Source organism: Pantoea sp. SM3640, assembly GCF_015654165.1.
Taxonomy (GTDB): Bacteria; Pseudomonadota; Gammaproteobacteria; order Enterobacterales; family Enterobacteriaceae; genus Pantoea; species Pantoea vagans.
Genome location: NZ_CP064872.1, coordinates 354,503 through 381,430, shown reverse-complemented (window position 1 = coordinate 381,430; position 26,928 = coordinate 354,503). Strand labels below are relative to the sequence as shown.

The window sequence follows — 26,928 nt, the reverse complement described above, 5'->3', positions numbered from 1 at the left end:
AATCAGCTGCCGTGCTTCTTGTTCCAGGCCTGCACCAGCCGCTCGCCTAACTCTTCTTTATCCATAAAGCCGAAGCCCAGCACCGTGGCGCCTTCATTGATGGCGGTGACGCCTTCGTCAACAGAACGCATGCCGTGTTTGGCTTTGTAGCCATATTTGTTCTGCGCGGTGATAGCACCCGCGCCGCCGCTGCCGCAGAACGAGATGCCGAAATCGGCGTTTTCTGCCTTCATCACGTCACCCAGCTTCATGTCAGCGGCCACGCCTGGCACCACGACAGCACGACCACCCGCTTTCTCGATGCCCGCCGCCACTTTCTGGCCCTTACCTAAACGATCGCCAATCACTACTGTTACCATGGTGTGTTCCTCTTCAGTTATTTGATCGCGCGACTTCAATATGCACAGACAGCAGCCAGGCCTCTTCGCGGGGGAGATTGCCGAACAGGTCGACGACCTGCTGCGCCAGCGCGACCGTTTCAGGCGGAATATCCTCAAACAGCTCCGCTTCCACTTCCGGCAGCGGCTCCCCGCTCAGCGAACGTGACGCCATGGCCCCGACATGCGATTGCAGCATCTGCTGCTGGACCGCGTTGGGCTGAATGCCATGCTGCTGATAGATCGCCGCAATCTGCGTCATCACGCTGTCAGCCAGCTGTTGCACTTTCTCCGGTGGCGCTTCATACACCGGGACGCCGTTATTGCTCACCTTGCTACTCCTGTTAAACCGGATAATTCGCGTTAGAAATAAATTAGCGGTCATCACCCCGGCTGTGGAGAGGCAACATTTCCAGCAGTAAGTGGAAATTGAAGTGAAGGTTGTGCGTCAGATCGCAGGCTGCACGCTTAGTGCGATATGCGTCGCAAAATGCGCAAAATGATGCCATTAGCCTCGCAAGGCGGTGATGTTGTGCGGCAGCCAGACTGCCGGGCGATGGTTTACGGTGCGGTGATAAGCAGAAGTGATGGTAAAAACCGCCGGTCGGGCTGACCGGCGGTCGGATTAGCGGAATTTCTTATGGTTGGTATTACGGATGTCATCAAATTTAGCGGCTTCGCGCTTTGCGCCGTCCACGTTGTTAGCTTTCGCCAGCGCGCTGACCACGTCAATCTGTGCGATAAGTGAGTCAAGGCCCGCGTGGTAGTCTTTGATCTGCGCACTGTCAGCAGGCTGACCTTCCAGCTTATCGGGCGTCGACTTTTTGGCATCCTGCGCCGCGGTTCGCATTTTGGTTAACGCCTGCTGCATCTCCTGCGCACTGTCCGTTTTCTTAACGATTTTCAGATTCGCATTGAGCGTGTCCATATCCTGCTCCAGATCTGCCGCATAGAGGCTGACGCTGGAGAACAACAGAGAAGCCGACAACATTGCAATCACATGCTTACGCATCATTACTTCCTTTTTATTGTGATGAAAAAAAAGCAGCCAACCGGCTGCTTCAGGAATTCATCTTTATTGTCCCGCTATCTTCATCTCAGGCAGTAACACGGAACCGCACTGGATATTACTGCGGGTTTCAATATCGTCACCGATGGTCACCATGTTGTGCCACATCTCTTTAAGATTGCCGGCAATGGTGACTTCGCTGACCGGGTACTGAATGACGCCATTCTCAACCCAGAAACCGGCTGCACCGCGTGAGTAGTCACCGGTAATGGCGCTGACGCCCTGGCCCATCAGCTCGGTCACCACTAATCCGGTTCCCATCTGCTTCAGCAGGTCGTCAAAGCTGTGGCCCTGACCCGCAATGCGCCAGTTATGAATACCACCAGCATGACCGGTGCTGGTCAGACCCAGTTTACGGGCGGAATAGCTGGTCAGCAGCCAGGTCTGCAATACGCCATCTTTGATGATGTCGCGCGCCTGAGTCCGCACCCCTTCGCTGTCGAACGGCGTGGAGGCGAGCCCTTTCAGCAGGTGTGGCTGTTCACTGATGGTGAGCCACTCCGGCAGAATCTGCTGACCCATTGAATCCAGCAGGAAAGTCGATTTACGGTAAACGCTGCTGCCGCTGATCGCACCAACCAGATGACCAAACAAGCCGGTCGCCACTTCAGCGGCAAAAATCACCGGGGCTTTCATGGTCGGCAGTTTACGCGGGGCCAGACGGGAGAGCGTACGGCGCGCGCACTCGGCTCCTACCCACTCCGGGCTTTTCAAATCTTCAAATGCACGGCCAATGGTATAGGCGTAGTCGCGCTCCATGTTGCCATCCTGCTCAGCGATGACGCAGCTGGAGAGCGAATGGCGGCTTGAGCAGTAGCTCTGCAACATTCCGTGGCTGTTGCCAAAGACTTTGATGCCGACGTGGCTGTTGAAACTGCCGCCTTCGGTGTTGGTAATTCGCTTGTCGGCACGCAGTGACGCCTGCTCCGCCTGCGCGGCCAGTTCAATGGCGCGGTCAGCGTCAATTTCCCACGGATGGTAAAGATCCAGATCCGGCGCATCATAGGCCAGCAGCTCTGCGTCGGCCAGACCGGCAAACGGATCGGGCGAGGTGTAGCGGGCAATATCAATCGCCGCCTGCACGGTACGTTTGATCGCATCCGGGCTGAGGTCGGTCGATGAGGCACTGCCTTTACGATTCTGATGATAAACGGTGATGCCCAGCGCACCGTCGCTGTTAAATTCAACGTTTTCCACTTCGCCATAACGGGTGCTGACCCCGATGCCGGTGGTCTTACTGACAGCCACTTCCGCGCTGTCAGTGCTTGCTTTAGCCAGTTCAAGTGCCTGCGCAATGGCCTGCTCCAGTACTTTTCGCTGTTCTGCAACCTGAGTAGATACGTTCATCGACCTGCCGTCTAATCTTATGTGTGAATGATTTGAGTCTATCAGAGTCAGAGAACAATTTCGCAGTCACCCGATAAACTGGTAGGATTAGCCTCTTTTTTTTGGGAGCCCGGAAATGACCAGACAGCCCGATGAGTGGCTCGACGATGTGCCAGATAATGACGAAGAAGAAGATGAAGAGATTATCTGGGTCAGTAAGAGTGAAATTAAACGCGATGCAGAAGAGTTAAAGCGCCTGGGAGCCGAACTGGTTGATCTGGGTAAAAACTCGCTGGATAAAATCCCGCTGGATGAGCGCCTGCGCACCGAGATCGAACTGGCACAGCGCATCAAGAAAGAGGGTCGCCGCCGTCAGCTGCAGCTGATCGGTAAACTGCTGCGCAGCATTGATGTGGAGCCTATCCGCATTGCGCTGGATAAGCTCAAGAATCGCCACAACCAGCAGGTTGCGCTGTTCCATAAACTGGAAATGCTGCGCGATCGTCTGATTGAGCAAGGTGATGAGGCGATGAGCGACGTGATTGCACTTTATCCCGATGCCGATCGTCAGCAGTTACGCAGCATGATCCGTAACGCGCAGAAAGAGAAAGCGGGCAACAAGCCGCCGAAGTCTGCCCGTCAGATTTTCCAGTATCTGCGCGAGCTGGCTGAAGCGCAGTAATGCCATGGCGGGCAGTCTCGCCCGCCTCCCGGCAGCACTTACCGATAGATATAGAGAATACCGGTGCGCAGCCGCAACTGGCGTTCGCTCGATGTAGCAGAACGTCCGATATCGCCAAAGGTGACGTAAGGCACCCAGACGCGATCGTTGCCAAGCGCATAATCGAACTGTAACTCCTGTTCATAGTCATCATGTTTATTAGCAAACAGTTTCGCATCCGCGTGCTTATACACCAGCTTATAGGTAGTGGTGAGGCGATCGGTTTTATTCCGCAGATAGAGATCAAAACGGTTAGCCGTGCGATGCCGGTCAGTATCGCAATAATCAATACCCCCGGTGCGGCAGTGATCGTCATGGGCATAATCGGTCAGTTCAAGGCGATATAATCCGCCAACAGACCAGCGGTCATTAATTTTATACCAGGGTGCCACACCAAACTTCCATTCGGTGCGCGAGGAGTTAAATTCCGGCTGAATAAAAGGCGATAGCGTCCAGTTCCCCCAGTACCAGGACTTCAGAAAGGTGACTTCCACCACATTTAACACGGTGTCGTTATAATATTTATCTTTTGGATCTGCGCCACCGGTTTTAAATTTGGTTTCGACGCCAAGAAACATATTATCCGGCAGTGTGGTACTCAGCCCCAGCTTGTCATAGTGCGTGCGGTCGCGAAGACGGTACTCGTGCCGGTAATCCACCGTAGCCGTTGCCAGCGCTGCCGCCGAAGTGCATAACAGCGTGACGCCCAGAGCTAATGATCGTGCTGTACTTTTTCCCATAAAAATGTCCTTATTCTCAGTAATAAGGGCAATGAATTATCCGAATTCATTTAACCCAAATTTAACTTATATTTAAACCCTGTATTAATATAAGATGCCACATAAAGAAAACCTGTTAATTGTTTCTTTAATCTGAATCCTTCTGATTATTATTTATTTCTCAGCTGCAACAGAGACGATGCTAAAAATAACCGGCAGGTGTGGCCTTTCTGTTTCAGACACTAATAAAGAAAATATGGCAACTGAAGGAAGAGTGAGCAGATCGGATTCAAACTATGCGGGATTTATTCAGGAAATAATATTAACGGCAATAACGCTTTAAAAAAAAGCGCCCGAAACGGGCGCCTGATTTTCAGGCCAGCCTGTCCAGCAGCTTCTGATGAATGCCACCAAACCCGCCGTTGCTCATCACCAGAATCGTGTCGCCAGGCTGAGCGGCTTTAGCCACCATTTCCACCAGGGTATCGATATCCGCGCTCCAGTGCGCAGGCGGAATGCACGCTTCTGCTACATCTGAAACCTGCCACGGAATATGGTGCGGCTGGAACAGGAAGACCTCATCAGCACGCGCCAGCGACGGCGCCAGGTCGTTTTTGCTGACGCCCATCTTCATCGTATTGGAGCGAGGCTCCAGCACGGCCAGGATGCGTGCTCTGCCACCCACTTTACTGCGCAGGGCAGCCAGTGTCGCCAGAATGGCCGTCGGATGGTGAGCGAAGTCATCATAGACTTTGATGTTATTCACTTCGCCACGCAGCTCCAGCCTGCGACGTGCATTGATAAAGGTGTTCAGCGCCTGGCCGGCATCTTCCGGCTTCACACCTACATGCCGCGCGGCAGCAATTGCCATCAGGCCGTTGTGCATGTTGTGTTCGCCCACCAGCGCCCAGTTCACTTCCCCGACTTTCTCACCGTCGAGCCAGATTTCCCAGTGAGACGCATCGTTGGTCAGCTTCTTCGCCTGCCAGCGCCCGTGCTCGCCAACGCTCTCCTGCTCGCTCCAGCAACCCATCGCCATCACCTGTTTGAGGTTAGGATCATGTTCCGGCAGCAGGATCTTGCCCTGGCCCGGCACGATCCGCACCAGATGGTGGAACTGTTTCTGGATCGCCCGCAGATCGTCAAAGATATCGGCGTGATCAAACTCAAGGTTGTTGAGGATCAGGGTTCGTGGAGAGTAATGGACAAACTTGGAACGCTTATCAAAAAACGCGCAGTCGTACTCATCCGCTTCAATCACGAAGAATGGACTTTTTCCTAATTTTGCCGAGACATCGAAGTTTCCAGGCACACCACCAATAATGAAGCCGGGTTCAAGGCCGCAGGCCTCGAGAATCCACGCTGCCATGCCGGCTGTGGTGGTTTTACCGTGGGTTCCGGCCACGGCCAGCACCCAGCGGTCGCGCAGCACGAAATCATGCAGCCACTGAGGGCCAGAGAGGTAGGGAATGTTGCGTTCCAGCACTGCTTCCACACAAGGATTACCTCGCGTCATCGCATTGCCGATAATGACTAAGTCAGGCACCGGATCAAGCTGACTGGCGTCATAACCTTCCGTTAATTCAATGCCTTGCTGTTCGAGCAGTGTACTCATTGGCGGGTAAACGTTGGCGTCTGAACCGGTCACCTGATGACCCAGTGAACGAGCCAGCACCGCCAGACCACCCATAAAAGTGCCACAAATCCCGAGGATGTGAATGCGCATAACATGATCCATTACTCAAAAGTTCGGCGCACAGTGTAACGCCGCTCGCAGACGGAAGAAACGGATTAGGACTATGGTTTTTGAAGTTCAATCGGCTAAACTGCGTACGCATCCGTTGGCAGACTGTTACGCGTGCTGCCACTCCATCGAAGATTCAGGGAATGTGTTATGAAAACGTTGGGCGAATTTATCGTCGAGAAGCAGCACGACTTTCCGCACGCCACAGGTGAACTGACGGCGCTGATTTCAGCTATCAAGCTGGGTGCCAAAATTATCCACCGCGACATCAATAAAGCCGGTTTAGTGGATATTCTCGGTGCCAGTGGTGTGGAAAATGTTCAGGGTGAACAGCAGATGAAACTGGATCTGTTCGCTAACGAAAAACTGAAGGCAGCACTGAAAGCACGTGGCATCGTCGCCGGTATCGCTTCTGAGGAAGAAGACGAGTTCGTTATCTTTGAAGGTGAGGAAAACGGTAAGTACGTGGTGTTAATGGATCCACTGGATGGTTCTTCTAACATCGACGTTAACGTTTCCGTCGGTACCATTTTCTCTATTTATCATCGCGTCAGCGAGCCGGGTACGCCAGTGGTTGAAGCGGACTTCATGCAGCCAGGCAACAAGCAGGTTGCTGCCGGTTACGTGGTCTACGGCTCATCCACCATGATGGTGTACACCACCGGTGCAGGCGTGCATGCGTTTACTTACGATCCGTCACTGGGTGTGTTCTGCCTCAGCCACGAACGTATGACCTATCCACCAACCGGTTACACCTACTCGATTAACGAAGGTAACTACATTCGTTTCCCGCAGGGTGTGAAGAAATATCTGAAGTTCTGTCAGGAAGAGGATCTGCCAACGCACCGTCCTTATACCTCACGTTACATCGGCTCGCTGGTCGCGGATTTCCATCGTAACCTGCTGAAAGGCGGGATCTACCTCTACCCAAGCACCGCCAGCCATCCTCAGGGCAAGCTGCGTCTGCTGTATGAGTGCAATCCGATGGCCTTCCTGGCCGAGCAGGCGGGCGGTAAAGCCAGCGACGGTCAGAAGCGTATTCTGGATATTCCACCGGTCACGCTGCATCAGCGCTGCCCGTTCTACTGCGGTAATGAGGCAATGGTAAACGACGTTGAGCGTTTCCTGGCCGAGTTCCCGGATTGCCGTCAGGGTTAATCTGGTCGTAGTATAAAAAGAGATATAAAAAGGGCGCGATTTCGCGCCCTTTTTGCTTTTACGCCGTCTGCAATCTGAACTGCGCCATGGTTGCCTGAAGCTGATCGGACTGCGCTTCCAGCGACTGGGTCGCGGCGGTGGCCTGTTCCACCAGCGCCGCGTTCTGCTGCGCCGCCGCATCCATCTGCGTGACCGCCAGATTGACCTGCTCAATGCCACGGCTCTGCTCGTCGGAGGCCATCGAGATCTCCTTCATCAATGCCGTTACGCGCATCACTTCGCCAGAAATCTCATCCATGGTTTCCCCGGCGCGCGTCGCCATCTCGCTGCCCTCTCTGACCCGCGTCTGTGAATCACTGATCAACGTGCGAATCTCTTTGGCGGCGTTAGCACTGCGCTGTGCCAGCGTGCGCACTTCATTTGCGACAACCGCAAAGCCACGGCCCTGCTCGCCTGCACGCGCCGCTTCGACGGCAGCGTTGAGCGCCAGAATGTTGGTCTGGAAGGCGATACCGTCAATCACGCTGAGAATGTCGCCGATGCGATTGGCGCTGTCGGTGATCTCATGCATTTTTTCCATCACGTAGCTGACCACCTCAGCGCCGCGATCGGCAGTCTCGGAGACCGCGCTAGCCAGCTGATTCGCCTGCTGAGCATTCGTGGCGTTAAGGCGCACGGTTGCCGTGAGCTGCTCCATGCTGGCCGCCGTCTGCTCCAGCGAAGCGGCAGACTCTTCGGTGCGCTGCGACAGATTGACGTTACCCGCGGCCAGTTCACGGCTGCCGATGTCGATCTGCATACTCGCTTCACGCACCTGACTCACTGAGGTGCGCAGTGACTGCTGCATCCCGCTCAGCGCGTGGTTAAGCCGTCCCAGCTCGTTGTTACTTGACGGTGGCAATGCCTGTGACAGGTCGCCCAACGCGATCTGCTCAAGATGGACAATTGCCTGGTTCAGCGGCTGCAGCAGCATCCGGCGCAGCAGTTGCCAGGCGAGCACCAGCAGCAGCAGGGTTAATACCCCTGCTACGGCGATCAGGATTTTCATTTTGGTTTCGTTGTAGGCCGCCTGTTCAAGCTGGGCCTGAGTGATCTGATCGGCCAGCTGGCTGAAGTCATTGACCGCCTTGTCGTAACTGGCCGCCAGCGTCGCCAGATTGCCTTCCAGCAGCTGGTAATATTCGTCGGTATATTGCTTATCCAGCGCATCCATCATCGGTTTGATGCCCTGATCGAGATAGGCTTTGTAACTGGCTGAAACCGCATCCGCCAGCATTTTGCCGTGCGCCGTCACTGTTCCGGCATCAACAAAACGCTTCAGGTGTTTCTGCGATGACACCACATCCGCCTGCGACAGTTTTGTCACTGCCGCGCCCTCTTCCAGCATTCCAATTTCAATTTTACGTACCGCCAGCGCCGCGTTTGCGCGGGCCCGCATCAGATCGGAATTGCTCTTATACAGACTGTTCAGCTCGATCCCCTGAATGCGATTGATTACATCCAGCGAGCGATTGCCTTTATTAATTGCCACGATACCCATAAAACTCACCGCCAACAGCAGCAGTGTCATAAATGCCAGCAATGCCAGCAACCCCGTGCGAAGTGATAACTGTTTCATCCTGATAGTTTCCGTGTATGTGAAAAGGCGAATTTTGAAGCGGCCCTAAAGCGGAGAAATTATCGGCAGTAACGAGGCGAAACTTTAACTCTGATTAGTGTTAACAACTTGATCATCACAGAAACATCGCTCAATCTGATCGCCGCCTGCCCGCTATCCGGAGAAAAGAATGAAATCGGGATTACTTCTGATGCTGCTGTTCGTCAGTACGGCGACGATAGCGAAGGATTTGCCTTCAGACGCCGCACTGGATCGCTGCCTCAATGACGCCTCTGCAACCCTTGAGATGAACCAGTGCTATGCTGCGGCTACAACGATCTGGGATCAGCAGATGAATCAGCAGTACAACACACTGATGAAGACCCTGAACGGCGACGCTAAAAACAGACTGCGTATTGCACAGCGCGCCTGGCTGAGCTACCGCGATAGCTGGCTTGCAGCGAGCCACAGCCAGCTGGCGACGCAGGGAACGCTGGGCAGCGTAGCGCTGAGTGCCCAGGGCCTGAGCCTGGTACGCAATCAGGCATTGATGTTGCAGTCCCTCGGTAAAGGCAGTTGTGCCAACCCCGATGACTGCTGACCCATAACCCGCTTTTGCGCTGGCTGACGTCAGTGCGCTGTTAACCTTCAGGGAGAAACCATGGCTGCTTACGCCTCGACATTGATTCTGATTGCCCTTGCCGTACTGAGCTATTTCGTTCACAACAACGCAGTCACCATTTCTATCCTGGTGCTGCTGGCGATTAAAATTACCCCGCTGGCGCAGTTCTTTCCCTACGTGGAAAAACAGGGCATTACCCTGGGCATCATTATTCTTACTGTGGCGGTAATGGCGCCGCTGGCCAGCGGCTCACTGCCCGCCTCCGCGCTGCTTAAATCCTTTGCCAACTGGAAGTCGATTGTGGCGATTGTGGTGGGGATTTTTGTCGCCTGGCTGGGCGGCCGTGGCGTGAACTTAATGAGCGTGCAGCCGTCGGTTATCGGGGGGCTGCTGATTGGTACGGTGATTGGCGTAGCGTTCTTCCGCGGCGTGCCGGTAGGACCACTGATTGCCGCAGGCATTGTTTCGCTGTTTGTGGCGGCTAAGTAGCGTTAGGGCGCATTCCGAAACGCCAAAAAGAGGGCATACTTTCAGAGTCAGTTGGCTATAATAGCCGACACTCAACATACGACTACTGAAGGAATGCCAGATGAGTTTGAACCAGGTGCCAGCAGGTAAAGACCTGCCAGAAGATATCTACGTTGTCATTGAGATCCCAGCGAATGCTGATCCGATCAAATATGAAGTTGATAAAGAGTCTGGTGCCCTGTTTGTAGACCGTTTCATGTCTACCGCCATGTTCTATCCGTGCAACTACGGCTACATCAACCACACCCTTTCTCTGGATGGTGATCCGGTTGACGTACTGGTTCCGACCCCGTATCCACTGGTCCCGGGCTCAGTGATCCGCTGCCGTCCGGTTGGCGTGCTGAAAATGACCGACGAGTCTGGCGAAGATGCCAAACTGGTTGCCGTTCCGCACACCAAACTGTCTAAAGAGTACGATCACATCAAAGATGTGAACGACCTGCCAGAACTGCTGCGTGCACAGATCACCCACTTCTTTGAGCACTACAAAGATCTGGAAAAAGGCAAATGGGTGAAAGTGGATGGCTGGGATAACGCCGAAGCCGCTAAAGCCGAAATCATCTCCTCTTACGAGCGTGCACAGAAGAAGTAATTCTGCTGCCGGTTTGTGAGTCGAAAAAAAAACACCGTCCAACTGGACGGTGTTTTTGTTCAGGCCTCTGGCTCCTCATCGCGCTTCAGCCAGTCACCACTCATAATGCGCTGGCGTCCTGCCACTGAGCGTTGATAGACATAAAGCCATGCACTGCCAAACGGCGTCTGAGTCAGATAACGTTTGTACTCTCCCCCTTTGGTGCGAAGCGCATCCAGCTCCGCAAGGGTTGAGGCATCAATGCGGTACACTTCACACTGTACCGCTCCATTGCCCTCTATGACGCCGGGATAATGCCCCAGACTGTAAAGCTCAAAGCCTTTAATCTGGTGATCACCCAGCCACTGCGCATTCGTCATCCAGTGACTGTTTCCCTGTTTGCGCCGTAAACTGCCGTAGACAATTATTCGCATTGCTAAAACTCAAACTGATAGAGCAAATCGAGAGCCTGATCCACACCGGATACGGCTTCCAGATAGAGCTTAGGCATCAGGCGGTAACGCAAGGTTAACGTCGCCAGTGAATCAAATATGCCAACACCGTATTTTACCTGCAGACCCGGTAGTACATAGCCACTGACCTGCACCTGCTGGCTGTCGCCAACACCCGCAGTATCAACGGCCAGATTACTGACACCGAATGTCTCCCCGATTTTACCCACAACCTGCCCACTTTGTGCAACCCCTAAGCCAACAAGGGCCGAAGTAAGGGCGTTACTGTCGCCGTCACTGCCCAGTCCCTGACCGCGCAGCAGGTAGGAAAGCGCTTCCTGCTGTGACATTGCCGGATCGGAGAAGACTTCTGCTTTCGGCTCATCGGCAAGGCCAGTGACGCGCAGACCGGCGGTGACGCCATCTTCAGTCGCATCCGGGTTACGGATAGCTTCCAGATTGACGTAAGGCTGATCAGGCGGACCGGCAAACTGCAGCTCGCCTTTACGGACGATCAGATCCTGACCGTAGGCGTGGAAGCGACCGGACGGAATGTTGATCTGGCCATTCAGACCAAGCCCTGTCCTATCCTGTACCAGTTTAAGATCGCCATTCAGTTTCGCTTTCAGGCCAAATGCCGAGAGCCGCACATCGTTACCGACGTGGATCACCAGATTACTGTTAATCGGGATCGCGGCGGTTTGCGGTGCAATTGGCTTCAGCTGTTCATCCAGCATCACCTCATCCGACGAGACGCCAGTGGCGCTTTCCGGCACTTCCTGCACCGTGATGCGCGCCCACGGAATGTCGACCCGGCCATCAAGGTTAAAGGCGGCTGGCGTCGCTTCAAACACCAGATCCGGCGAGACATCCATACGCACCATTGGCGGCACGGTCACGCGAACCCGGCTGCCCTGCGCCGCAATGCGCGCACGCCAGTTATCAAGCTGACTCCAGTCCGCGTTACCGCTGAGGTTAATGTTGCCCTGCGCGGTCTGCACCAGCCCGTTCAGGGTCGAGCTCATGCCGTTGAACACCAGATTCAGGTTAGCGGCTGTGAGATCGACCGGCATAAAGTTGCCATCCACATCGACACCCGTCAGACCAAGCTGACCAAATACCTGCGGCTGCTGGATGCTGCCACCCAGACGCAGGCTGCTGTTCAGGCTGCCTTTGATCTTCTCACCCTGCATCAGCGCCGGATTGATCATCGCCAGCGAGATATTGCGGATATTAACGTTGCCGCCCAGCGTACGGCGGTTTTGCGGATCGTCGATCTGCACGTTGCCATCCAGCTGCCCGTTTTTGGCGATGCGGATCAGCCAGTCGAGCTTAGCACGTCCGTTTTGCAACGCGGCATTGAGGTTCAGCGTGTCGAAGGCGATCGGCAGGTTATTGCCCTGCACATCCTGCACCACTTTCACGCCGTTGCCTTTCAGCGCCACGGTGCCGGTCGGCAGCGCGCCGTCGGCCGTCCAGTTGACGCGCACATCGCCGCTGAACAGGCCGCTGAGCTGGGTCGCATCCGGCATAAACGGCTTCACCATCGCCAGGTCAAAGCGATTCAGCACGACATGCGCCTTGCCTGCCGGCCCGGCTTCTACCGGTTCTGGTACACAAATCTGTGCATTCGGGTTCTGCCAGCAGTGCGGCCCGATGGTCGCCGTCTGGCGGCTGTTGAGATAGTCGATGGCCATCGCGCGGGTCAGACGCCACTCGCCGACAGGCGTATCAAAATGGGTATCGTTCAGCGTGCCTCTCCAGCGTTCGGTCTGGCGATCGAAGCTGCCGTTCAGCGCCAGCTGGCCAGAGACCGGTTTGCCCTGCACATTCAGCTTCAGCTGATGCTGATGCTCGTTGCCGTCCGCATTCAGCGTCAGCAGGCTGATGTTCAGCGCATCCTGCTTCAGTTGCTCGACGCGCAGTTGCAGTTTACCCGCCACCTGTTCGCCGGAGCGCACGTCACCATTCAGCGTAACGCGATTGATCTGCATCTGCTGCCAGTGCAGACCACGGGCATTGAGATCGGCCAGCAGCTGTGGGGCTTTCAGCGTGCCACGCGCTTTGAGGGTGCCGTTGACGACACCACTCAGACCGGGTAGCGCATTGTCGAGCTGTGGCGCGTCGATGCTGGCATCAAGATCCAGACTGTCGCCCAGCGCCCCTTTGACATCCAGATGGTTGCGTCCCAGCGCCAGCTTAATGCCCGGCACCGTCCACTGGTTGTAACTGTTACCGGTCAGTGAACCGTCAGCGGTCACGGCGTTCTGCTTCACGTTTCCTTTCAGCTGAAGCTGCGGCACACTCAGCTGCCAGCTGCCGCCATAGAGACTGCCGCGGGTGGTGATTTTTCCATCCAGCCGCGCCGGCCAGTCAGGATACTGTTTTGCGGTGTTGATCCCGGCCAGCGTCAGCTCACTGCGCCAGCTGATCGCCTTGCTCCAGTCCACCAGCGCGGTGAGGTCAATATTGCCCTGCAATGCAGCCACGCGCAGGCGATCCAGGCTGAACTGCTCAACATTGCCTTTACCCGTCAGCGAGACAGTGGCTGGTGGTACGGACTCGCCCTTCACGGCGGTCTGCAGTGACATCACATAGTCGGTGGCTTTGCCTTTAAACTGATAGTTCAGGTCATCCGCCTGATACTGAACCGGGCCGGTTAACGGCCAGCGTAACTGCGGGCTGGTTAACTGCAGTGACAGCGGCAGTCCTGCTACCGCCAGCTGCGTCGTGGCGTCCAGTTGTGCCTTCACCGGACCGGAAAGATTCAGTCCCAGCTTCAGCTCGTCGCGCATTGCACCATTCAGTTTCAGCGCCAGCTTTTCGCCTTTGATCGGGTCGGTGTTAACCGTGCCGTTCAGGGTGAAATCGACCGGCCAGTTATCCGCCAGCGTCGCCTGTCCGCTGCCGTTGAGGTTGCCAAGATTCGAGTCCACTTCCAGCGTCGTCAGTTGCATATGACGATCGGCGGTTTTAGCTTTCAGCAGTAACCGGCTGACGGAGATATCGGTGTCGCCGGTAATGCGCAGCTGTTCACCCAGAATCTGCTGCACCTCGATATCCAGCGGCAGACGGAAATCGGGCAGCGCAGGCAGCAGCGGTTGGGCAAACATCGCCTGCAGCGTTTCACCCAGCGGTTTCTCCGCAGGGTGAGGCTGCTGAACCTTCGGCTCCACCACCTCGTCATTCACGACTTTCGCCGCTTTCGGCAGCGCAATCAGCAGGCTTTGAATATGGGTCGGATTCAGCGTCAGCGCGCGATCCTGCCATTGCAGGCCGGTAGTGAAGTCGAGTAGCGAGATCGCCGTGTCATCCACTTTGACATTGATGTTGTGCAGGCCGAGGTGACGCAGCGTAATCGGGTACGGCGTACTGAGGTTGGTGTTGCCACTCTCCTCTTCCGGCGCTGGCGCAGCAGGTGCCATCTTCTTGCTGTCGACGACCACGCTGATATCACGCAGGGAGACATCGTTAACGCATACGGAGGAGTGCAGCAGGCAGTTGAGATCCACCGCCAGATGGATTTGCCCGGCATCGACGCTGACGCCTGGCATCTCAAAACGCAGACCGTTGAGCGTCAGGTTACGCCAGCCGCCATCAACCTGTCTGATGGACAGGCCGGGCACCCAGCGCGATGCCCCCTTCAGCACTAAATGCAGCCCCGGCGTGGTACCGATTAAAAATGCCACGCCGCCCAACAGCAGTACCAGAAAGATCAGAATACCGATCAGGACCTTTTTCCACAGCTTCATAGTTCTGGCCCCAGCCCTACGTAAAATTGTAATCCATGTGCCTCGTCATCCCCGATGGGTCTGGCGATATCAAATTTGATGGGGCCAACCGGCGAAGACCAGCGCACGCCGACGCCCGCACCGGTTTTGATATTGCTCTGTTTGATGTCGTTAACGGCTTCACCCGAGTCAACGAACACCGCGCCCCACCATTTCCCGGTGACGTTGTACTGATATTCCAGCGATCCGGTGGCGAGTTTGGATGCACCAGTGAGTTTGCCGTCGTCGTCACGCGGTGAAATGTTTTTGTATTTGTAGCCGCGAATACTGCGGTCGCCCCCGGCAAAGAAGCGCAGATCCGGCGGCACTTTGTCAAAGTCGTTGGTTTCGATCCAGCCAAGATTGCCGCGCGCCACAAAGCGATGGCTGTCGCCCAGCGTGCGGATCCAGACGTTCTGCGCCTGCAGGATCAGGAAGTCAACGTCCGAACCCCAGGTCGTATCAGAGACGTCCACCGAGTAGCGCTGTGAATCGCCCCAGGTCGGCATCAGACCGCCACGCGAACGGGTGCGGTTTACGCTGACGCCGGGATAGAGCAGCATCGTGGTGTTGGTCACGCTGCCCTGCGTAAAGTGGTCCAGGCTCCAGCGCAGGTTAACTGCCTTCTGCCAGCCGCTGCTGCTGTCCCAGTTGCGCGACATCGCCAGCGTCGTGGTATCGGCTTTAGTGTCGTTGAGGTCGGTGCGCTTCAGGCCGCCAGAGAAGGTGTAGTACTGCTCCAGCGGGCTTTTCAGCAGCGGCACTTTGTAGCTGAGGTCGACCTGCTGTTCCGGCGCAGAAACGTAGGCGCTGGCCGCCAGGCTGTGGCCGCTATCGTTGATCCACGGTTTTTTCCAGGTGCCTTTCAGGCGCGGACCGACATCTGTGGAGTAGCCGACACCGGTTTCAATGGTGTTTTCGGTGCGGGGCGACATCACGGCATTCAGCGGCAGGACTTTGGTCTGGCGTCCCTTGCTGAATTCGGGCGCGACCACTACCGAATTAAACCAGCCGGTAGCGGAGAGACGCCGATTCAGTTCGGCTAAATCGCGGGAGCTGTAGTAATCCCCCTCTTTGAACGGCACCAGGTTCTGCAGGTACTCTTCGCGAATCTGCGAACCCTGGAACGTGACGTCGCCAAAGCGATAGCGCTCGCCGCTGTCGTAGTCAATATCCCAGAAGGCTTCACGCCGCTCTACCGAGACGCCTAGCTGGCTTTTTTTAAAGGTGCCGTCGAAATAGCCGTTACGCAGCGCAAGATTTGAGAAGCCGCTTTTGAATTTGTCATATTGCCCGTGGTTAAGCTGCGTACCCACTTTCGGCCGTCCCTGCTTCACCCAGGCTTTATAATCGGCGTCGTTCCGCGCATCGCCTTCGACCACGATGGTGCTGCCGCCGATTTTTACCGGTTCGCCGGGGGTGACATGGGCCACTAATACCGGGCGTCCGCCCTGCGCTGGCGCGGGGCGGGATTCAAAATCAATGGTGGGTTCATAATAACCGAGTGCGCGCAGCCCCTCTTTTATCGCAACAGAAACACGCGCGCGAAAACGACCATCGTTAGAGACCTCATCGCTGCCGATGGTCGACAGGCGCGCCCTGACATTTCTTTGAAGATCCCCGGTTAAGCCGTCTACCTGTAATCGCACTGTCGCCGCCTCAAGGGCGGGCGCGGCAAGCAGCAGGCCAGCCATGCAATAAACATAAAATCGTGGCACCTGTACTCCTGTTAATCATGCCGGCCCCTTTTCCGCGGGGCACTTATTAATCATCTTTGCCCGCACTACCGCAACGGCAACACCCTCATCATAGCCGCACTTTATGGTAAACGGCGACGCAACGCTGACATCTAAGTCAAATAACAGGGTATTGTCGGTAAATGGGGATCGCGATACAACTCCTGAGGGGTGGAATGATCAAACCCGGATGACTCACTCAGATAAATCCGAGTCAATAACCGGCCGCTCTGGACGCAGATGCGGTGTGATGCGGCGGTTTGCCCTCTGGCGGCACAATGAGCGCTCCTGCTATAATCTGCCACCACAGGCATTCCGCCTGTTTTCATTTCTGCCCCGACATCTTTTTCCTGTCGAACAGGCGCAGACATTTTTGGCACGGATAGCTGTGATTCACGGATAAACCAACTCTGTTTGCGCTTACCCACGCTGCCCAGGCCAAAAATGACAAGTGGATAACCCTTTGGATCTCATATGTTAGATAGCTTGCTTGTCATTCTGTTGCTGATCGTAATCAGTGCCTTTTTTTCTCTGTCAGAGATATCGCTGGCGGCCGCCCGTAAGATCAAACTGAAACTGCTTGCCGATGAAGGCAATGTTAATGCGCAGCGTGTCCTTAAAATGCAGGAAACGCCGGGCATGTTCTTCACCGTGGTGCAGATTGGCCTTAACGCCGTCGCCATCCTTGGCGGTATTGTCGGCGACGCCGCCTTTTCACCGGTTTTCAGCGGCCTGTTTAACCGTTTTGTCTCGCCGGAACTGGCGGAGCAGCTCAGCTTTATCTGCTCCTTCACCATCGTCACCAGCCTCTTTATCCTGTTCGCTGACTTAACGCCGAAGCGGGTTGGCATGGTCGCACCGGAAACCATCGCGCTGCGCATCATCAACCCAATGCGTTTTTGCCTGCTGGTGATGCGTCCGTTGGTGTTCCTGTTTAACGGCCTGGCTAACGTCTTCTTCCGTATTTTCAAACTGCCGATGGTGCGTAAAGATGACATCACCTCTGACGACATCTATGCCGTCGTTGAAGCGGGTGCGCTGGCGGGCGTGCTGCGTAAGCAGGAGCATGAGCTGATTGAAAACGTGTTTGAGCTGGAATCGCGTACCGTTCCCTCTTCAATGACCTCACGTGAGAATATCGTCTGGTTTGATCTGCATGAAGATGAGACCAGCCTCAAGACCAAAATCGCTGAGCATCCGCATTCTAAGTTTCTGGTCTGCAGCGGTGATATCGATCATATCGTTGGTTATGTCGACTCTAAAGAACTGCTGCTGCGTGTGCTGGGCAATCAAAGTATGGCGCTGAACAGTGGCCTGCAGATTCGCTCTGCGCTGATTGTGCCGGACACGCTGACCCTCTCCGAAGCGCTGGAAAGTTTTAAAACCGCTGGTGAAGATTTCGCAGTGATCATGAACGAGTATGCGCTGGTCGTGGGCATCATTACTCTGAATGACGTGATGACCACGCTGATGGGTGACCTGGTGGGCCAGGGCATGGAAGAGCAGATTGTGGCGCGCGATGAAAACTCATGGCTGGTTGAGGGCGGTACGCCGATTGATGACGTGATGCGCGTGCTGGACATTGATGATTTCCCGCAGTCAGGCAACTACGAAACCATCGGCGGCTTTATGATGTATATGCTGCGTAAGATTCCGAAGCGTACTGATTTTGTGAAGTTTGCTGGCTACAAGTTCGAGGTGGTGGATATTGATAGCTATCGCATCGACCAGCTGCTGGTTACCCGCATCGACGAACGACCGCCGGTGCTGAGCATGACGAAAAGCGAAGAAGAGTAGAATGACCGAGGGCCAGGTTCAGACTGTGAAATAAATAGTCTGACGGGCCAGACACTAAGGGCGCCATCGGCGCCCTTGATATTAGTTGAACTCAAGCTTGAGACGAACGACCTGGCGGTTAATTTCTGACATCACGCTCAGATGCTGTTTGTCTTTGACGCGCGGGATTAAGACTTTCCCTTTATCGAACTCGAACGCGCCAACGTCCTTGATATACAACCTTCCTTTGAACAGCGTTTTTACATATTTCGCTATTTGTAGCGGATTATAGCGCTGGAAGATCTTCATACTGACTAACTCCTGTACATTTTTAAAGCACGCTTCGCCGTTTCCAAATTTGGTTCCAGCCCATGAAGCGCGAATTCGCGATAACTATAGAACACTAAAATCAACTGGTGTTCCGAAAAGTGAATTTTTTTACTGAATTGACACATCATTACAGAACACTCTGTTATCAGGGTCATACAAGACAGTATAAACCTTCATTGGTTAAGGAATTGTGGTGTCCATAACAAACCTGACACCTTTCCATGACAGGCGCATCATCCCTGCTTACTATTGCAGTAAAATGACTGACTGGTCCGATCACTTAAGGAAATAGCAATGCGAAACATTCTGACCGCTGTGGCGTTGTCTTTGCTGATACCAGCAAGCGTGATGGCCCATGACCTCAGGCTGGGATCACGAGTCCCCGCCACTGGCGTTAACGATAAGGGCGAATTGTTATTACAGCAGGAGAAGTTTAGCTACAAAAACTGGAATAGCGCGCAACTCAGTGGAAAAGTTCGTGTGGTCCAGCATATTGCTGGTCGCTCCTCCGCTAAAGAGATGAATGCGGCACTGATAGAGGCGATCAAAGCGGCGAAGCTGCCACACGATCGCTATCAGACCACCACTATCGTGAATACCGATGACGCCATTCCTGGCACCGGCATGTTTGTTCGCAGTAGCGTCGAGACCAACAAGCAGCAATATCCGTGGTCGCAGTTTGTCATAGACAGCAAGGGCAATGTGCAGCATGCCTGGCAGTTACAGTCGGGCGGTTCCGCCATTGTGGTACTGGATAAACAGGGCAAGGTGAGATTTGTGAAGGATGGATCGCTGACGCAGGATGAAGTGACAAACGTGATGGCGCTGCTGGCCTCACTGCTGAAAGAGTAATCGCTGAAATCCCGGCGGTCACAGAGCGACCGCCGGGATTTCATCAGCCTGCAAATTCAGACAGCATTAAAACAAGGAGACGCGGAAGCCAGGATTAAGGAAGGATTCGCGCGGCGCGTAGTCCAGGGTTTTACCCTGCCAGTCATGCACATGGGCGCCAGCGGCCATCGCCACGGCATGACCCGCGCCGGTATCCCAGATGTTGGTGGGCCCGAAACGGGGATAGAGCTGAGCTTTCCCTTCCGCCACCAGGCAGAATTTCAGAGAAGAGCCGGTGGCGACGGTCTGATGTTCACCCAGCTGTTTCAGGTACTCTTTCATCTCGGCGTCATCGCCATGTGAGCGGCTCACCACGACCAGCGGAGGACGCGCGTCACGGGCATGAATCTGTTCACGCTGACCGCCCTCCTCTTTCCACGCTTTACCGTCTGCAGCGGCGTACATGACGCCCAGCACCGGTGCATAAACCACGCCCATCACCGGCTTGCCCGCTTCGATTAGTGCAATATTGACGGTAAATTCGCCGTTGCGTTTGATGAACTCTTTGGTGCCATCCAGCGGATCGACCAGCCAGTAACGCTGCCAGTGCTGACGCACCTCCCAGGCTGGGGGATCTTCTTCTGACAGCACCGGGATCTCAGGCGATAACTGCTTCAGGCCCTTCATGATAACGTTGTGCGCCGCGATATCCGCAGCTGTCACCGGTGAATCGTCCGATTTGTGAGAAACGTCAAGCGGCGCGGCACCGTTATAGACCTGCATAATCGCGTCGCCCGCTTCGCGTGCCAGTTGGCAGATTTGCTCTAACATTTTTCACCTCGTTGTGTCTGTCTGCAGCGGGATAGATTCACCCCAGCTAGTGACATTTTAGCAGTTCAGCCTGCGGTGCTCATGTGCAGGCAGGTTGCCCCATCAATTCATAGATATATCAATATCATAGTTACCCAACAATCGCCACGTCTGCGCCGCTGCGCCTCCGTCGTATAAGAATCCGCCGCTGACTGATGCGCCAAAACGTTATATCCATCACGATTTAAAATGACTATCTGTCATGCTTTTACATTATTTTGAGAGCCTTAATTTAATTTGCAGCAGGAGCAAGCATGTTTAAGCCCGGAATGATGTTACTGGCCCTGAGCGTTTCCGTCGCAACCCAGGCCGCAACGGTAGATTTGCGGATACTGGAAACCACCGATCTGCATAGCAATATGATGGATTTCGACTATTACAAAGACACCCCAACCGCGAAGTTTGGCCTGGTGCGAACCGCCACGCTGATTCACGCCGCGCGCCAGGAGGTGAAGAACAGTCTGCTGGTCGATAACGGTGACATCATCCAGGGCAGCCCGCTGGGTGACTATATGGCGGCCAAAGGATTACGTGAGGGCGAGATCCATCCGGTCTATAAGGTGCTCAATACGCTGGATTACAGCGTCGGCAACCTCGGTAATCATGAATTCAATTATGGCCTGCCCTACCTGAAAAAAGCGCTGGCAGGCGCCCACTTTCCTTATGTAAATGCCAACGTGATTGACGTGAAGAGCGGCAAACCGCTGTTTACCCCATACATCATCAAATCCACCACGGTGGTTGATCGCGACGGCAAAACACAGACCCTGAAGATTGGCTATATCGGCTTTGTGCCGCCGCAGATTATGGTGTGGGACAAAGCCAACCTGCAGGGCAAGGTGCGGGTCGACGACATCACCGAAACGGCACGTCGTTATGTGCCTGAGATGCGCGCACAGGGTGCCGATCTGATTATCGCTATCCCCCACTCCGGCCTGAGCAGCGAGCCGTATCACACGATGGCGGAGAACTCGGTTTACTATCTCAGCCAGGTGGAAGGCATCAACGCCATCCTGTTTGGTCATGCACATGCGGTCTTCCCCAGTGAGGAGTTCGCAGCCATTAAGGGTGCGGACATTGCTAACGGCACGCTGAACGGCATTCCGGCGGTGATGCCAGGCATGTGGGGCGATCACCTGGGCGTGGTCGATCTGGTGCTGAGCAATCAAGATGGACACTGGCAGGTAAGCAGCGGCAAAGCGCAGGCGCGGCCGATTTATGATATCGCCGCGAAGAAATCGCTGGCGGCTGAAGATCCGGCGCTGGTGAAAGTGCTCGCTGACGATCACCGCGCGACGCGGGAGTTTGTGGCGAAGCCTATCGGCAAATCCGCCGATGTGATGTACAGCTATCTGTCGCTGGTGCAGGACGACCCGACAGTGCAGATCGTCAATAATGCGCAGCGCGCCTACGTAGAACACTTTATTCAGGGCGAGCCGGATCTGGGCCGACTGCCGGTGCTCTCTGCTGCTGCGCCGTTTAAAGCGGGCGGACGTAAAAACGACCCATCGAGCTACACCGAAGTGGAGAAAGGCGCGCTGACCTTCCGTAACGCCGCCGACCTTTATCTTTATCCCAATACGCTGGTAGTGATGAAAGTCACGGGCGCACAGGTCAAAGAGTGGCTGGAGTGTTCTACGGGCCAGTTTAACCAGATCGATCCACACAGCAGCAAAACGCAGTCGCTGATCAACTGGGATTTCCGCACCTATAACTTCGACGTCATTGACGGGGTGAATTACCAGATCGATGTGACACAGCCCGCGCGCTACGACGCGGAGTGTAAACTGATCCACCCGGATGCTTCACGTATCCGTCAGCTCACCTGGCAGGGTAAGCCCGTCGATCCGCAGGCCACTTTCCTGGTCGCGACCAATAACTATCGCGCTTACGGCGGCAAGTTTGCCGGCACCGGGGATAAATACATTGCCTTTGCTTCGCCGGACGAGAACCGGGCAGTGGTTGCGGCTTATATCAGCGCGGAAACCAAAGCACACGGTGAAGTGCAGCCGAAGGCGGACAATAACTGGCGTCTGGCACCGATTACCTCATCCACCCCACTCGATATTCAGTTTGAAACGGCACCGGGTGATAAGGCGACCGGCTTTATTCAGCAGCATGCACAATATCCGCTTCAGCCCAAAGGGACAGATGCGATTGGCTTTGCGCTGTGGCAGGTGAATTTACAGCAGAAATAAGGCGGGAGAAGACGCTGCAACCGGGTTGGTTGCAGCGTCCGGGTATTACAGAATTTCCAGCAGCTCAACTTCGAAGATCAGGGTGCTGAATGGCGGGATAGAGGCACCCGCACCGCGCTCGCCATACGCGAGGTTCTGTGGGATCACCAGTTCCCATTTTGAGCCAACCGGCATCAGGGTCAGTGCTTCGATCCAGCCAGGGATAACACCGCTGACCGGGAATTCTGCCGGTTCGCCACGGGCAACCGAGCTGTCGAATACGCTGCCGTCTATCAGTTTGCCGGTGTAGTGAACGCGTACGCGGTCCTGACGTGATGGGATTGGACCTTCGCCCTGAGTAATCACGCTGAACTGCAGGCCTGATTCGGTGCTGCTCACGCCTTCACGCTGCGCATGTTCCTGCAGGAACGCCTGACCTTCTGCTGCCATGGCTTCGGTACGCTCACGACGTACGCCTTCCGCACGTTCGTGTACTTCACGCAGTGCGCGATGAACCACGTCAACCGGTACGGCCGGTGAGTTCCCTTCCAGCGCGTCGCGCAGACCCGCGAGCAGTGCTTCTGGTTGCAGACCCTGCAGACCAGATTCCAGCAACTGCTGGCCAACCTGTAAACCAATACCGTAACTTGCTTGTGCTTCGACGCTGTCGAAAGAAGGGGTAGTCATCTTCGTTCCTTTCACTCTCGGATAAATTCGAACCGGCAGCATAGCAGCGCAGGCCGCTGGCGTAAAATGCCCTGCGTCGCAGATGACTTTTGCGGGGGAAAGAGAAACAATAGAGCCGTCAAATTTATCAATGCTGGCAGGCACTTCGCGCCGGTATTGCCCATACTATAACTATCGATGGGGATCATCCCGTCTGTAGCACCTGAATAAGAGAGCAAACATGGGCCAGATTGCCCCACGACGCCGCAGGATGCGTGCACAACATATTGTATTCCGGCTGCAGAGCTGGCTGGCCGCACGCAGGCCACAGCAGCCTGCCGGAGAGGAGAAACCCCGAATGGCTTCAGACGCGTCATCCCGCCTGCCGACATGGCTTCAGCGTATATGGCATTTTACCGACCACATTCGCTGGATGGACCCGCTGCCTGCGCCGCACCGTCGGGGCATCGTTGCCGCTCTGCTGGTGATGCTGGTGGCGTTTCTCTGGCCCGCCAGTACATTGCGCTATCCGGTTGAGCAGCCTGTCGCACCGCAGGCTGAGAAAGAGGTGCCGATGCAGGCGGATATTTATGAAAACAACGGTACCCGTCAGCCTTCATCCTCGCAATCTCAGCAGACGCCAAAAGCCGATTCTCAGGGGGAATGGCGTAACCTGACCATTGCATCCGGTCAGACGCTGGCGCAGCTGTTTCGTGACAATAGTCTGCCGGTCAATGATGTGTTTGCGATGGCGCGGGTGGAAGGCAGCGATCAGCCGCTCAGCACACTGAAAAGTGGCCAGCAGGTTAAAATCCGTCAGGATGCGCAGGGCGTGGTAACAGGACTGACCGTGGATGGCGCTAACGGCCCGGTGCTGTTTACCCGTCAGCCCGATGGCAGCTTTATTCGCGCGCAGTAACGCGAACAGTGCCTGGAGAAAGGCATAAAAACAAAAACGCCGGCACAGGGCCGGCGTTAATGTCGTGCTCAGTTAATCAGGATTAACCAGCAACAACTTTCACGTTCAGTTTAGCGAAGACTTCGCTGTGAACCTGGAAGCTTACTTCATGCTCACCGGTAGTGCGCAGAACGCCGTTTGGCAGACGAACTTCGCTCTTAGCCACTTCAACCCCTGCTGCAGTCACTGCATCAGCGATGTCGCGGGTACCGATTGAACCGAACAGTTTACCTTCATCGCCTGCTTTAGACGTGATGGTTACCGTGCCCAGTGCATTGATTTTCTCAGCGCGAGCAGTTGCTGCAGACTGAACGTCAGCCAGTTTGGCTTCCAGTTCAGCACGGCGTGCTTCGAAGAACTCAACGTTTTTCTTAGTAGCAGGAACAGCTTTGCCCTGTGGTACTAAGAAGTTACGAGCGTAGCCCGCTTTAACGTTAACCTGATCACCCAGGGTGCCAAGGTTTGCTACTTTATCAAGCAGAATAACTTGCATTACCTTATCCTCTTAAAGTCGTTAATGGACAGTTGCCGATTACTGATGACGATCAGTGTACGGCAGCAGAGACAGGTAACGCGCGCGCTTGATGCAGCGAGCCAACTGACGCTGGTATTTTGCACGAGTACCGGTGATACGGCTCGGGACAATTTTACCGCTTTCGGTAATGTAGTTTTTCAACGTTGCGATGTCTTTGTAATCGATCTCAACAACGCCTTCCGCGGTGAAACGGCAGAACTTGCGACGACGGAAATAACGTGCCATTAGGCTAGTCTCCAGAATCTATCAATTCAATCTGCTCGGCATGGAACACCACTTTGCTTTGGCCATTTCGTGCCTGATGGCAACTAATGAAACCGTCGAGTGTGAGTTGCGTGCCGACCGTTATATGTTGAGTAATCACCTGATGGGCGCTGCCGCTAATAATAACAGGCATACGACACCAGGCTTGCCGGTGAAACCCGGCCTCCTCCTGCACTGAGCGGTGCTCAAGCACGAACTGACAGTGAGGAATTCCTGACGGGCTAACTCTTCGAACCGGTGTCCTGCACACAGTGCCAGACAGGCGAAGCCGATTGACCGTCACGATGGATTACTCTTCAGAATCCCCAGCATCTGACTCATCAGCGGATTCGTTAGCAAAATCTTCGCGACGATCACGACGCTCATCTTTCGCTTTAACCATCGGCGATGCTTCAGTTACCGCGTTTTTAACGCGCATAACCATGCTACGGATAACGGCGTCGTTGAAGCGGAAGTTCGTTTCCAGCTCATCGATCGCTTCCTGCGGCGCTTCAACGTTCATCAGAACGTAATGCGCTTTGTGCAGTTTGTTGATCGGGTAAGCCAGCTGACGGCGGCCCCAGTCTTCCAGACGGTGAATCGTGCCTTCTGCACCAGTGATAGCACCAGTGTAACGCTCGATCATGCCAGGAACCTGTTCGCTCTGGTCAGGATGAACCATAAATACGATTTCGTAATGACGCATCGAAATTGCTCCTTACGGATTATTCAGCCTCCTGTCGGGGTCAACCGCGGCCCATGGAAGCAAGGAACGTTATAGGCTGTGTCCCACAAAGGTTCGCTGTAGCGAGCGCTTGTGGGACACAGCCTGAGAATGCGGCTGAAAAATTGACGCGTAATAATACTGGCGACGGCCCCTGAACTCAAGCGCACATTTAAACAAATTGCCGGCAGCGTGCCAGATACCGTGGCTTTTTGTGCTAATGATGTGAATACAGCGGGTTAATACCGCTTTGTTCAAAAACGCTGACAGAGAGGTTCAGAGGAACGATCTGGCGATAATATGCTCAGTCGCTAAACTGAATAAAGACGCGACGGTTCGCTTAGTGGCGTCATTCAGAGTGTGTTCCCTGAAGTGAGGAGTCGGGCATGAAAACGTTCGTCATCGCCACTTTACTGGGTCTCTTCCTGTCTCCACCCGCTCTTGCCAGCTATGCTGACTGTGCGCAGCAGATGAGAAGTCACAGCAGCGAAGCGGCATCGGGTTATGTCTACGTTAACCGGCTGGATACGCCGGAAAGAAACCCGGTTAATGCGCCTGCCAGAACAGCAGAAAAATCGTCTGCACACTGGTAAGGGCCGGTAAGTTTACGGGCGGCAGAGTTCTTCTCCGCCCGTTCATCGTTTAAAGCTGATTTTTAAAAAAACTGACCAGCGCCGTTAAAGCGGATGGGGTGATCTTGTGACCAATCTGCTTTTCTGACAGTGAGGTCAGATGCTGGGCCAGCCCGTTTTCACGCAGTGCGCGCTCCAGTCGTACGCTCTCCGCCCAGGGCACCACCTCATCCGCCTCGCCATGCCACAACAGCAACGGACGGTTTGACAGTGCCTCCAGATGGTTGCAGGGATCATAGTCCGCCAGCGGGGCCATGCGGGCCGCAAACTGCGCCTTCTGCTCCGGCGTGTCAGCCACCAGCGGCGGAAACAGCGACTCGCTGAGCTGCATAAAATAGCCCGATCCCATCATGCAGGCGATGCTCTGAATCTGCGGATAACGCGCCATCGCACCCAGCGCCGTCATCCCGCCCATCGACGCGCCTGCCACCGCGAAACGCTCGCCAGCGATCAGACTCTTATTACGCAGCGCAGTCTCCAGCAGCGGCAGTTCATCAATGTTCTGTTTCAGAATCTCCCAGAAGCGGCCCAGCCGTGCTTCGGCGTCACCGTGATAACGTGCGCCGTGCAGCTCGGCATCCGGCATGACGGCCCGAAACCCCGCCTGCGCCAGCGCAACGGCGAAGTAGGCGTAGACCTCTTTTGATGAGGTGAAGCCGTGATAAAACAGTACGGTCGGCAGTGGCTGATGCCGTTGTCCGGCAGGCGTGGCGTGCAGGCATTCGATACCGGCCAGCGTTTCGGTGGTGAGTTCAATCATGGTCTCTCCTGAACAGGGGCAAGGCGTGCTGTTCAA

Annotated in this window: 28 protein-coding genes; 10 read left to right on the top strand and 18 right to left on the bottom strand. The window is 55.0% G+C overall.

What is annotated here, in order from left to right; all coding sequences use genetic code 11:
* Nucleotides 1-2: 2 nt before the first annotated feature.
* The 4 genes from IV493_RS01880 to pmbA form a co-directional block, all read right to left on the bottom strand.
* Nucleotides 3-359, bottom strand: a complete 357-nt coding sequence (locus tag IV493_RS01880; protein WP_010256477.1) for an SFCGS family glycine-rich protein — start codon at nucleotides 357-359, stop codon at nucleotides 3-5.
* A gap of 13 nt (nucleotides 360-372) precedes the next feature.
* Nucleotides 373-708 (bottom strand): glycine dehydrogenase, encoded by a 336-nt coding sequence (locus tag IV493_RS01875; protein WP_061063460.1) that lies wholly within the window; start codon nucleotides 706-708, stop codon nucleotides 373-375.
* Between the two features lie 294 nt (nucleotides 709-1,002).
* Complete coding sequence (cybC, locus tag IV493_RS01870) at nucleotides 1,003-1,389, bottom strand: cytochrome b562 (protein WP_033734013.1); 387 nt, start codon at nucleotides 1,387-1,389, stop codon at nucleotides 1,003-1,005.
* Between the two features lie 63 nt (nucleotides 1,390-1,452).
* The gene (pmbA, locus tag IV493_RS01865) at nucleotides 1,453-2,793 is read right to left on the bottom strand and encodes a metalloprotease PmbA (RefSeq protein WP_013359153.1); all 1,341 of its coding nucleotides are present in this window, start codon (nucleotides 2,791-2,793) and stop codon (nucleotides 1,453-1,455) included.
* 115 nt (nucleotides 2,794-2,908) lie between these two features.
* Between pmbA and yjgA the strand changes: the two genes are divergently transcribed.
* Nucleotides 2,909-3,454 carry a ribosome biogenesis factor YjgA gene (gene yjgA, locus IV493_RS01860; RefSeq protein ID WP_013359154.1) on the top strand — a complete coding sequence of 182 codons (546 nt, stop codon included), beginning with the start codon at nucleotides 2,909-2,911 and terminating at the stop codon, nucleotides 3,452-3,454.
* A 38-nt stretch (nucleotides 3,455-3,492) separates the two neighbouring features.
* Here the strand turns inward: yjgA and IV493_RS01855 are convergent, their stop codons facing one another.
* A complete protein-coding gene (locus IV493_RS01855) occupies nucleotides 3,493-4,233 on the bottom strand; it encodes an oligogalacturonate-specific porin KdgM family protein (RefSeq protein ID WP_195857652.1) in 741 nt (246 codons plus the stop codon).
* Between the two features lie 352 nt (nucleotides 4,234-4,585).
* On the bottom strand, nucleotides 4,586-5,938 hold the full coding sequence (mpl, locus tag IV493_RS01850; protein WP_033784102.1) for a UDP-N-acetylmuramate:L-alanyl-gamma-D-glutamyl-meso-diaminopimelate ligase: 1,353 nt from the start codon (nucleotides 5,936-5,938) through the stop codon (nucleotides 4,586-4,588).
* Nucleotides 5,939-6,106: 168 nt separating this feature from the next.
* Between mpl and fbp the strand changes: the two genes are divergently transcribed.
* Complete coding sequence (gene fbp / locus IV493_RS01845; protein WP_013359157.1) at nucleotides 6,107-7,114, top strand: class 1 fructose-bisphosphatase; 1,008 nt, start codon at nucleotides 6,107-6,109, stop codon at nucleotides 7,112-7,114.
* Nucleotides 7,115-7,172: 58 nt separating this feature from the next.
* Here the strand turns inward: fbp and IV493_RS01840 are convergent, their stop codons facing one another.
* The gene (locus IV493_RS01840; protein ID WP_195857651.1) at nucleotides 7,173-8,732 is read right to left on the bottom strand and encodes a methyl-accepting chemotaxis protein; all 1,560 of its coding nucleotides are present in this window, start codon (nucleotides 8,730-8,732) and stop codon (nucleotides 7,173-7,175) included.
* Between the two features lie 169 nt (nucleotides 8,733-8,901).
* Between IV493_RS01840 and IV493_RS01835 the strand changes: the two genes are divergently transcribed.
* The 3 genes from IV493_RS01835 (at nucleotide 8,902) to ppa (ending at nucleotide 10,453) form a co-directional block, all read left to right on the top strand.
* Nucleotides 8,902-9,312 (top strand): lysozyme inhibitor LprI family protein, encoded by a 411-nt coding sequence (locus tag IV493_RS01835; RefSeq protein ID WP_013359159.1) that lies wholly within the window; start codon nucleotides 8,902-8,904, stop codon nucleotides 9,310-9,312.
* 60 nt (nucleotides 9,313-9,372) lie between these two features.
* The gene (locus IV493_RS01830) at nucleotides 9,373-9,822 is read left to right on the top strand and encodes a DUF441 domain-containing protein (RefSeq protein WP_095706621.1); all 450 of its coding nucleotides are present in this window, start codon (nucleotides 9,373-9,375) and stop codon (nucleotides 9,820-9,822) included.
* Between the two features lie 100 nt (nucleotides 9,823-9,922).
* A complete protein-coding gene (gene ppa, locus IV493_RS01825; protein ID WP_003855519.1) occupies nucleotides 9,923-10,453 on the top strand; it encodes an inorganic diphosphatase in 531 nt (176 codons plus the stop codon).
* Nucleotides 10,454-10,512: 59 nt separating this feature from the next.
* Here the strand turns inward: ppa and IV493_RS01820 are convergent, their stop codons facing one another.
* Genes IV493_RS01820 through IV493_RS01810 form a run of 3 tightly spaced genes read right to left on the bottom strand, consistent with a single transcriptional unit; the run spans nucleotide 10,513 to nucleotide 16,348 of the window.
* Nucleotides 10,513-10,866, bottom strand: coding sequence for a gamma-glutamylcyclotransferase (locus tag IV493_RS01820; RefSeq protein WP_195857650.1), 354 nt, complete (start codon nucleotides 10,864-10,866; stop codon nucleotides 10,513-10,515).
* Nucleotides 10,867-10,868: 2 nt separating this feature from the next.
* Nucleotides 10,869-14,636, bottom strand: a complete 3,768-nt coding sequence (locus IV493_RS01815; protein ID WP_195857649.1) for a translocation/assembly module TamB domain-containing protein — start codon at nucleotides 14,634-14,636, stop codon at nucleotides 10,869-10,871.
* Nucleotides 14,633-16,348, bottom strand: a complete 1,716-nt coding sequence (locus IV493_RS01810) for an autotransporter assembly complex family protein (protein ID WP_179291186.1) — start codon at nucleotides 16,346-16,348, stop codon at nucleotides 14,633-14,635. The genes IV493_RS01815 and IV493_RS01810 overlap by 4 nt, the downstream gene beginning before the upstream one ends.
* Nucleotides 16,349-16,864: 516 nt before the next feature.
* On the opposite strand from IV493_RS01810, the gene IV493_RS01805 reads away from it, so the two are divergent.
* Entirely contained in the window at nucleotides 16,865-18,187 is a 1,323-nt protein-coding gene (locus tag IV493_RS01805; RefSeq protein ID WP_013359164.1) for a hemolysin family protein, read from the top strand.
* 81 nt (nucleotides 18,188-18,268) lie between these two features.
* Here the strand turns inward: IV493_RS01805 and IV493_RS01800 are convergent, their stop codons facing one another.
* Nucleotides 18,269-18,475, bottom strand: coding sequence for a DUF1107 domain-containing protein (locus tag IV493_RS01800; RefSeq protein ID WP_003855513.1), 207 nt, complete (start codon nucleotides 18,473-18,475; stop codon nucleotides 18,269-18,271).
* A 315-nt stretch (nucleotides 18,476-18,790) separates the two neighbouring features.
* On the opposite strand from IV493_RS01800, the gene IV493_RS01795 reads away from it, so the two are divergent.
* On the top strand, nucleotides 18,791-19,348 hold the full coding sequence (locus IV493_RS01795; RefSeq protein WP_013359165.1) for a YtfJ family protein: 558 nt from the start codon (nucleotides 18,791-18,793) through the stop codon (nucleotides 19,346-19,348).
* 66 nt (nucleotides 19,349-19,414) lie between these two features.
* On the opposite strand, the gene cysQ is transcribed toward IV493_RS01795, so the two are convergent.
* The gene (gene cysQ / locus IV493_RS01790; RefSeq protein WP_033734032.1) at nucleotides 19,415-20,158 is read right to left on the bottom strand and encodes a 3'(2'),5'-bisphosphate nucleotidase CysQ; all 744 of its coding nucleotides are present in this window, start codon (nucleotides 20,156-20,158) and stop codon (nucleotides 19,415-19,417) included.
* A 293-nt stretch (nucleotides 20,159-20,451) separates the two neighbouring features.
* Between cysQ and IV493_RS01785 the strand changes: the two genes are divergently transcribed.
* A complete protein-coding gene (locus IV493_RS01785) occupies nucleotides 20,452-22,395 on the top strand; it encodes a bifunctional 2',3'-cyclic-nucleotide 2'-phosphodiesterase/3'-nucleotidase (RefSeq protein WP_195857648.1) in 1,944 nt (647 codons plus the stop codon).
* Between the two features lie 45 nt (nucleotides 22,396-22,440).
* On the opposite strand, the gene fklB is transcribed toward IV493_RS01785, so the two are convergent.
* Nucleotides 22,441-23,061, bottom strand: a complete 621-nt coding sequence (gene fklB, locus IV493_RS01780) for an FKBP-type peptidyl-prolyl cis-trans isomerase (protein ID WP_010256433.1) — start codon at nucleotides 23,059-23,061, stop codon at nucleotides 22,441-22,443.
* A 220-nt stretch (nucleotides 23,062-23,281) separates the two neighbouring features.
* On the opposite strand from fklB, the gene IV493_RS01775 reads away from it, so the two are divergent.
* A complete protein-coding gene (locus tag IV493_RS01775; RefSeq protein ID WP_304622260.1) occupies nucleotides 23,282-23,959 on the top strand; it encodes a LysM-like peptidoglycan-binding domain-containing protein in 678 nt (225 codons plus the stop codon).
* Between the two features lie 82 nt (nucleotides 23,960-24,041).
* Here IV493_RS01775 and rplI read toward each other — a convergent pair whose 3' ends face one another.
* Genes rplI through rpsF form a run of 4 tightly spaced genes read right to left on the bottom strand, consistent with a single transcriptional unit; the run spans nucleotide 24,042 to nucleotide 25,482 of the window.
* A complete protein-coding gene (gene rplI, locus IV493_RS01770; protein ID WP_003855506.1) occupies nucleotides 24,042-24,491 on the bottom strand; it encodes a 50S ribosomal protein L9 in 450 nt (149 codons plus the stop codon).
* Nucleotides 24,492-24,530: 39 nt separating this feature from the next.
* The gene (rpsR, locus tag IV493_RS01765) at nucleotides 24,531-24,758 is read right to left on the bottom strand and encodes a 30S ribosomal protein S18 (protein ID WP_002210155.1); all 228 of its coding nucleotides are present in this window, start codon (nucleotides 24,756-24,758) and stop codon (nucleotides 24,531-24,533) included.
* A gap of 4 nt (nucleotides 24,759-24,762) precedes the next feature.
* Nucleotides 24,763-25,080 carry a primosomal replication protein N gene (gene priB / locus IV493_RS01760; protein WP_013359169.1) on the bottom strand — a complete coding sequence of 106 codons (318 nt, stop codon included), beginning with the start codon at nucleotides 25,078-25,080 and terminating at the stop codon, nucleotides 24,763-24,765.
* 6 nt (nucleotides 25,081-25,086) lie between these two features.
* On the bottom strand, nucleotides 25,087-25,482 hold the full coding sequence (rpsF, locus tag IV493_RS01755; protein ID WP_003855334.1) for a 30S ribosomal protein S6: 396 nt from the start codon (nucleotides 25,480-25,482) through the stop codon (nucleotides 25,087-25,089).
* A 404-nt stretch (nucleotides 25,483-25,886) separates the two neighbouring features.
* On the opposite strand from rpsF, the gene IV493_RS01750 reads away from it, so the two are divergent.
* Nucleotides 25,887-26,093: a hypothetical protein gene (locus IV493_RS01750; protein WP_013359170.1), complete on the top strand. Its 207-nt coding sequence runs from the start codon at nucleotides 25,887-25,889 to the stop codon at nucleotides 26,091-26,093.
* Nucleotides 26,094-26,142: 49 nt separating this feature from the next.
* Here IV493_RS01750 and yjfP read toward each other — a convergent pair whose 3' ends face one another.
* The gene (gene yjfP / locus IV493_RS01745; protein ID WP_195857647.1) at nucleotides 26,143-26,892 is read right to left on the bottom strand and encodes an esterase; all 750 of its coding nucleotides are present in this window, start codon (nucleotides 26,890-26,892) and stop codon (nucleotides 26,143-26,145) included.
* Nucleotides 26,893-26,928 lie beyond the last annotated feature (36 nt).

Coding starts and splice junctions, on each gene's coding strand:
- IV493_RS01785 (WP_195857648.1), top strand. CDS start 20,452: ATGTTTAAGCCCGGAATGATGTTACTGGCCCTGAGCGTTTCCGTCGCA.
- cybC (WP_033734013.1), bottom strand. CDS start 1,389: ATGCGTAAGCATGTGATTGCAATGTTGTCGGCTTCTCTGTTGTTCTCC.
- IV493_RS01775 (WP_304622260.1), top strand. CDS start 23,282: ATGGGCCAGATTGCCCCACGACGCCGCAGGATGCGTGCACAACATATT.
- IV493_RS01835 (WP_013359159.1), top strand. CDS start 8,902: ATGAAATCGGGATTACTTCTGATGCTGCTGTTCGTCAGTACGGCGACG.
- fklB (WP_010256433.1), bottom strand. CDS start 23,061: ATGACTACCCCTTCTTTCGACAGCGTCGAAGCACAAGCAAGTTACGGT.
- IV493_RS01795 (WP_013359165.1), top strand. CDS start 18,791: ATGCGAAACATTCTGACCGCTGTGGCGTTGTCTTTGCTGATACCAGCA.
- IV493_RS01840 (WP_195857651.1), bottom strand. CDS start 8,732: ATGAAACAGTTATCACTTCGCACGGGGTTGCTGGCATTGCTGGCATTT.
- pmbA (WP_013359153.1), bottom strand. CDS start 2,793: ATGAACGTATCTACTCAGGTTGCAGAACAGCGAAAAGTACTGGAGCAG.
- IV493_RS01880 (WP_010256477.1), bottom strand. CDS start 359: ATGGTAACAGTAGTGATTGGCGATCGTTTAGGTAAGGGCCAGAAAGTG.
- IV493_RS01815 (WP_195857649.1), bottom strand. CDS start 14,636: ATGAAGCTGTGGAAAAAGGTCCTGATCGGTATTCTGATCTTTCTGGTA.
- IV493_RS01800 (WP_003855513.1), bottom strand. CDS start 18,475: ATGAAGATCTTCCAGCGCTATAATCCGCTACAAATAGCGAAATATGTA.
- mpl (WP_033784102.1), bottom strand. CDS start 5,938: ATGCGCATTCACATCCTCGGGATTTGTGGCACTTTTATGGGTGGTCTG.
- IV493_RS01855 (WP_195857652.1), bottom strand. CDS start 4,233: ATGGGAAAAAGTACAGCACGATCATTAGCTCTGGGCGTCACGCTGTTA.
- IV493_RS01810 (WP_179291186.1), bottom strand. CDS start 16,348: ATGGCTGGCCTGCTGCTTGCCGCGCCCGCCCTTGAGGCGGCGACAGTG.
- rpsR (WP_002210155.1), bottom strand. CDS start 24,758: ATGGCACGTTATTTCCGTCGTCGCAAGTTCTGCCGTTTCACCGCGGAA.
- IV493_RS01820 (WP_195857650.1), bottom strand. CDS start 10,866: ATGCGAATAATTGTCTACGGCAGTTTACGGCGCAAACAGGGAAACAGT.
- yjgA (WP_013359154.1), top strand. CDS start 2,909: ATGACCAGACAGCCCGATGAGTGGCTCGACGATGTGCCAGATAATGAC.
- rpsF (WP_003855334.1), bottom strand. CDS start 25,482: ATGCGTCATTACGAAATCGTATTTATGGTTCATCCTGACCAGAGCGAA.
- IV493_RS01805 (WP_013359164.1), top strand. CDS start 16,865: ATGTTAGATAGCTTGCTTGTCATTCTGTTGCTGATCGTAATCAGTGCC.
- IV493_RS01830 (WP_095706621.1), top strand. CDS start 9,373: ATGGCTGCTTACGCCTCGACATTGATTCTGATTGCCCTTGCCGTACTG.
- cysQ (WP_033734032.1), bottom strand. CDS start 20,158: ATGTTAGAGCAAATCTGCCAACTGGCACGCGAAGCGGGCGACGCGATT.
- IV493_RS01750 (WP_013359170.1), top strand. CDS start 25,887: ATGAAAACGTTCGTCATCGCCACTTTACTGGGTCTCTTCCTGTCTCCA.
- ppa (WP_003855519.1), top strand. CDS start 9,923: ATGAGTTTGAACCAGGTGCCAGCAGGTAAAGACCTGCCAGAAGATATC.
- yjfP (WP_195857647.1), bottom strand. CDS start 26,892: ATGATTGAACTCACCACCGAAACGCTGGCCGGTATCGAATGCCTGCAC.
- rplI (WP_003855506.1), bottom strand. CDS start 24,491: ATGCAAGTTATTCTGCTTGATAAAGTAGCAAACCTTGGCACCCTGGGT.
- fbp (WP_013359157.1), top strand. CDS start 6,107: ATGAAAACGTTGGGCGAATTTATCGTCGAGAAGCAGCACGACTTTCCG.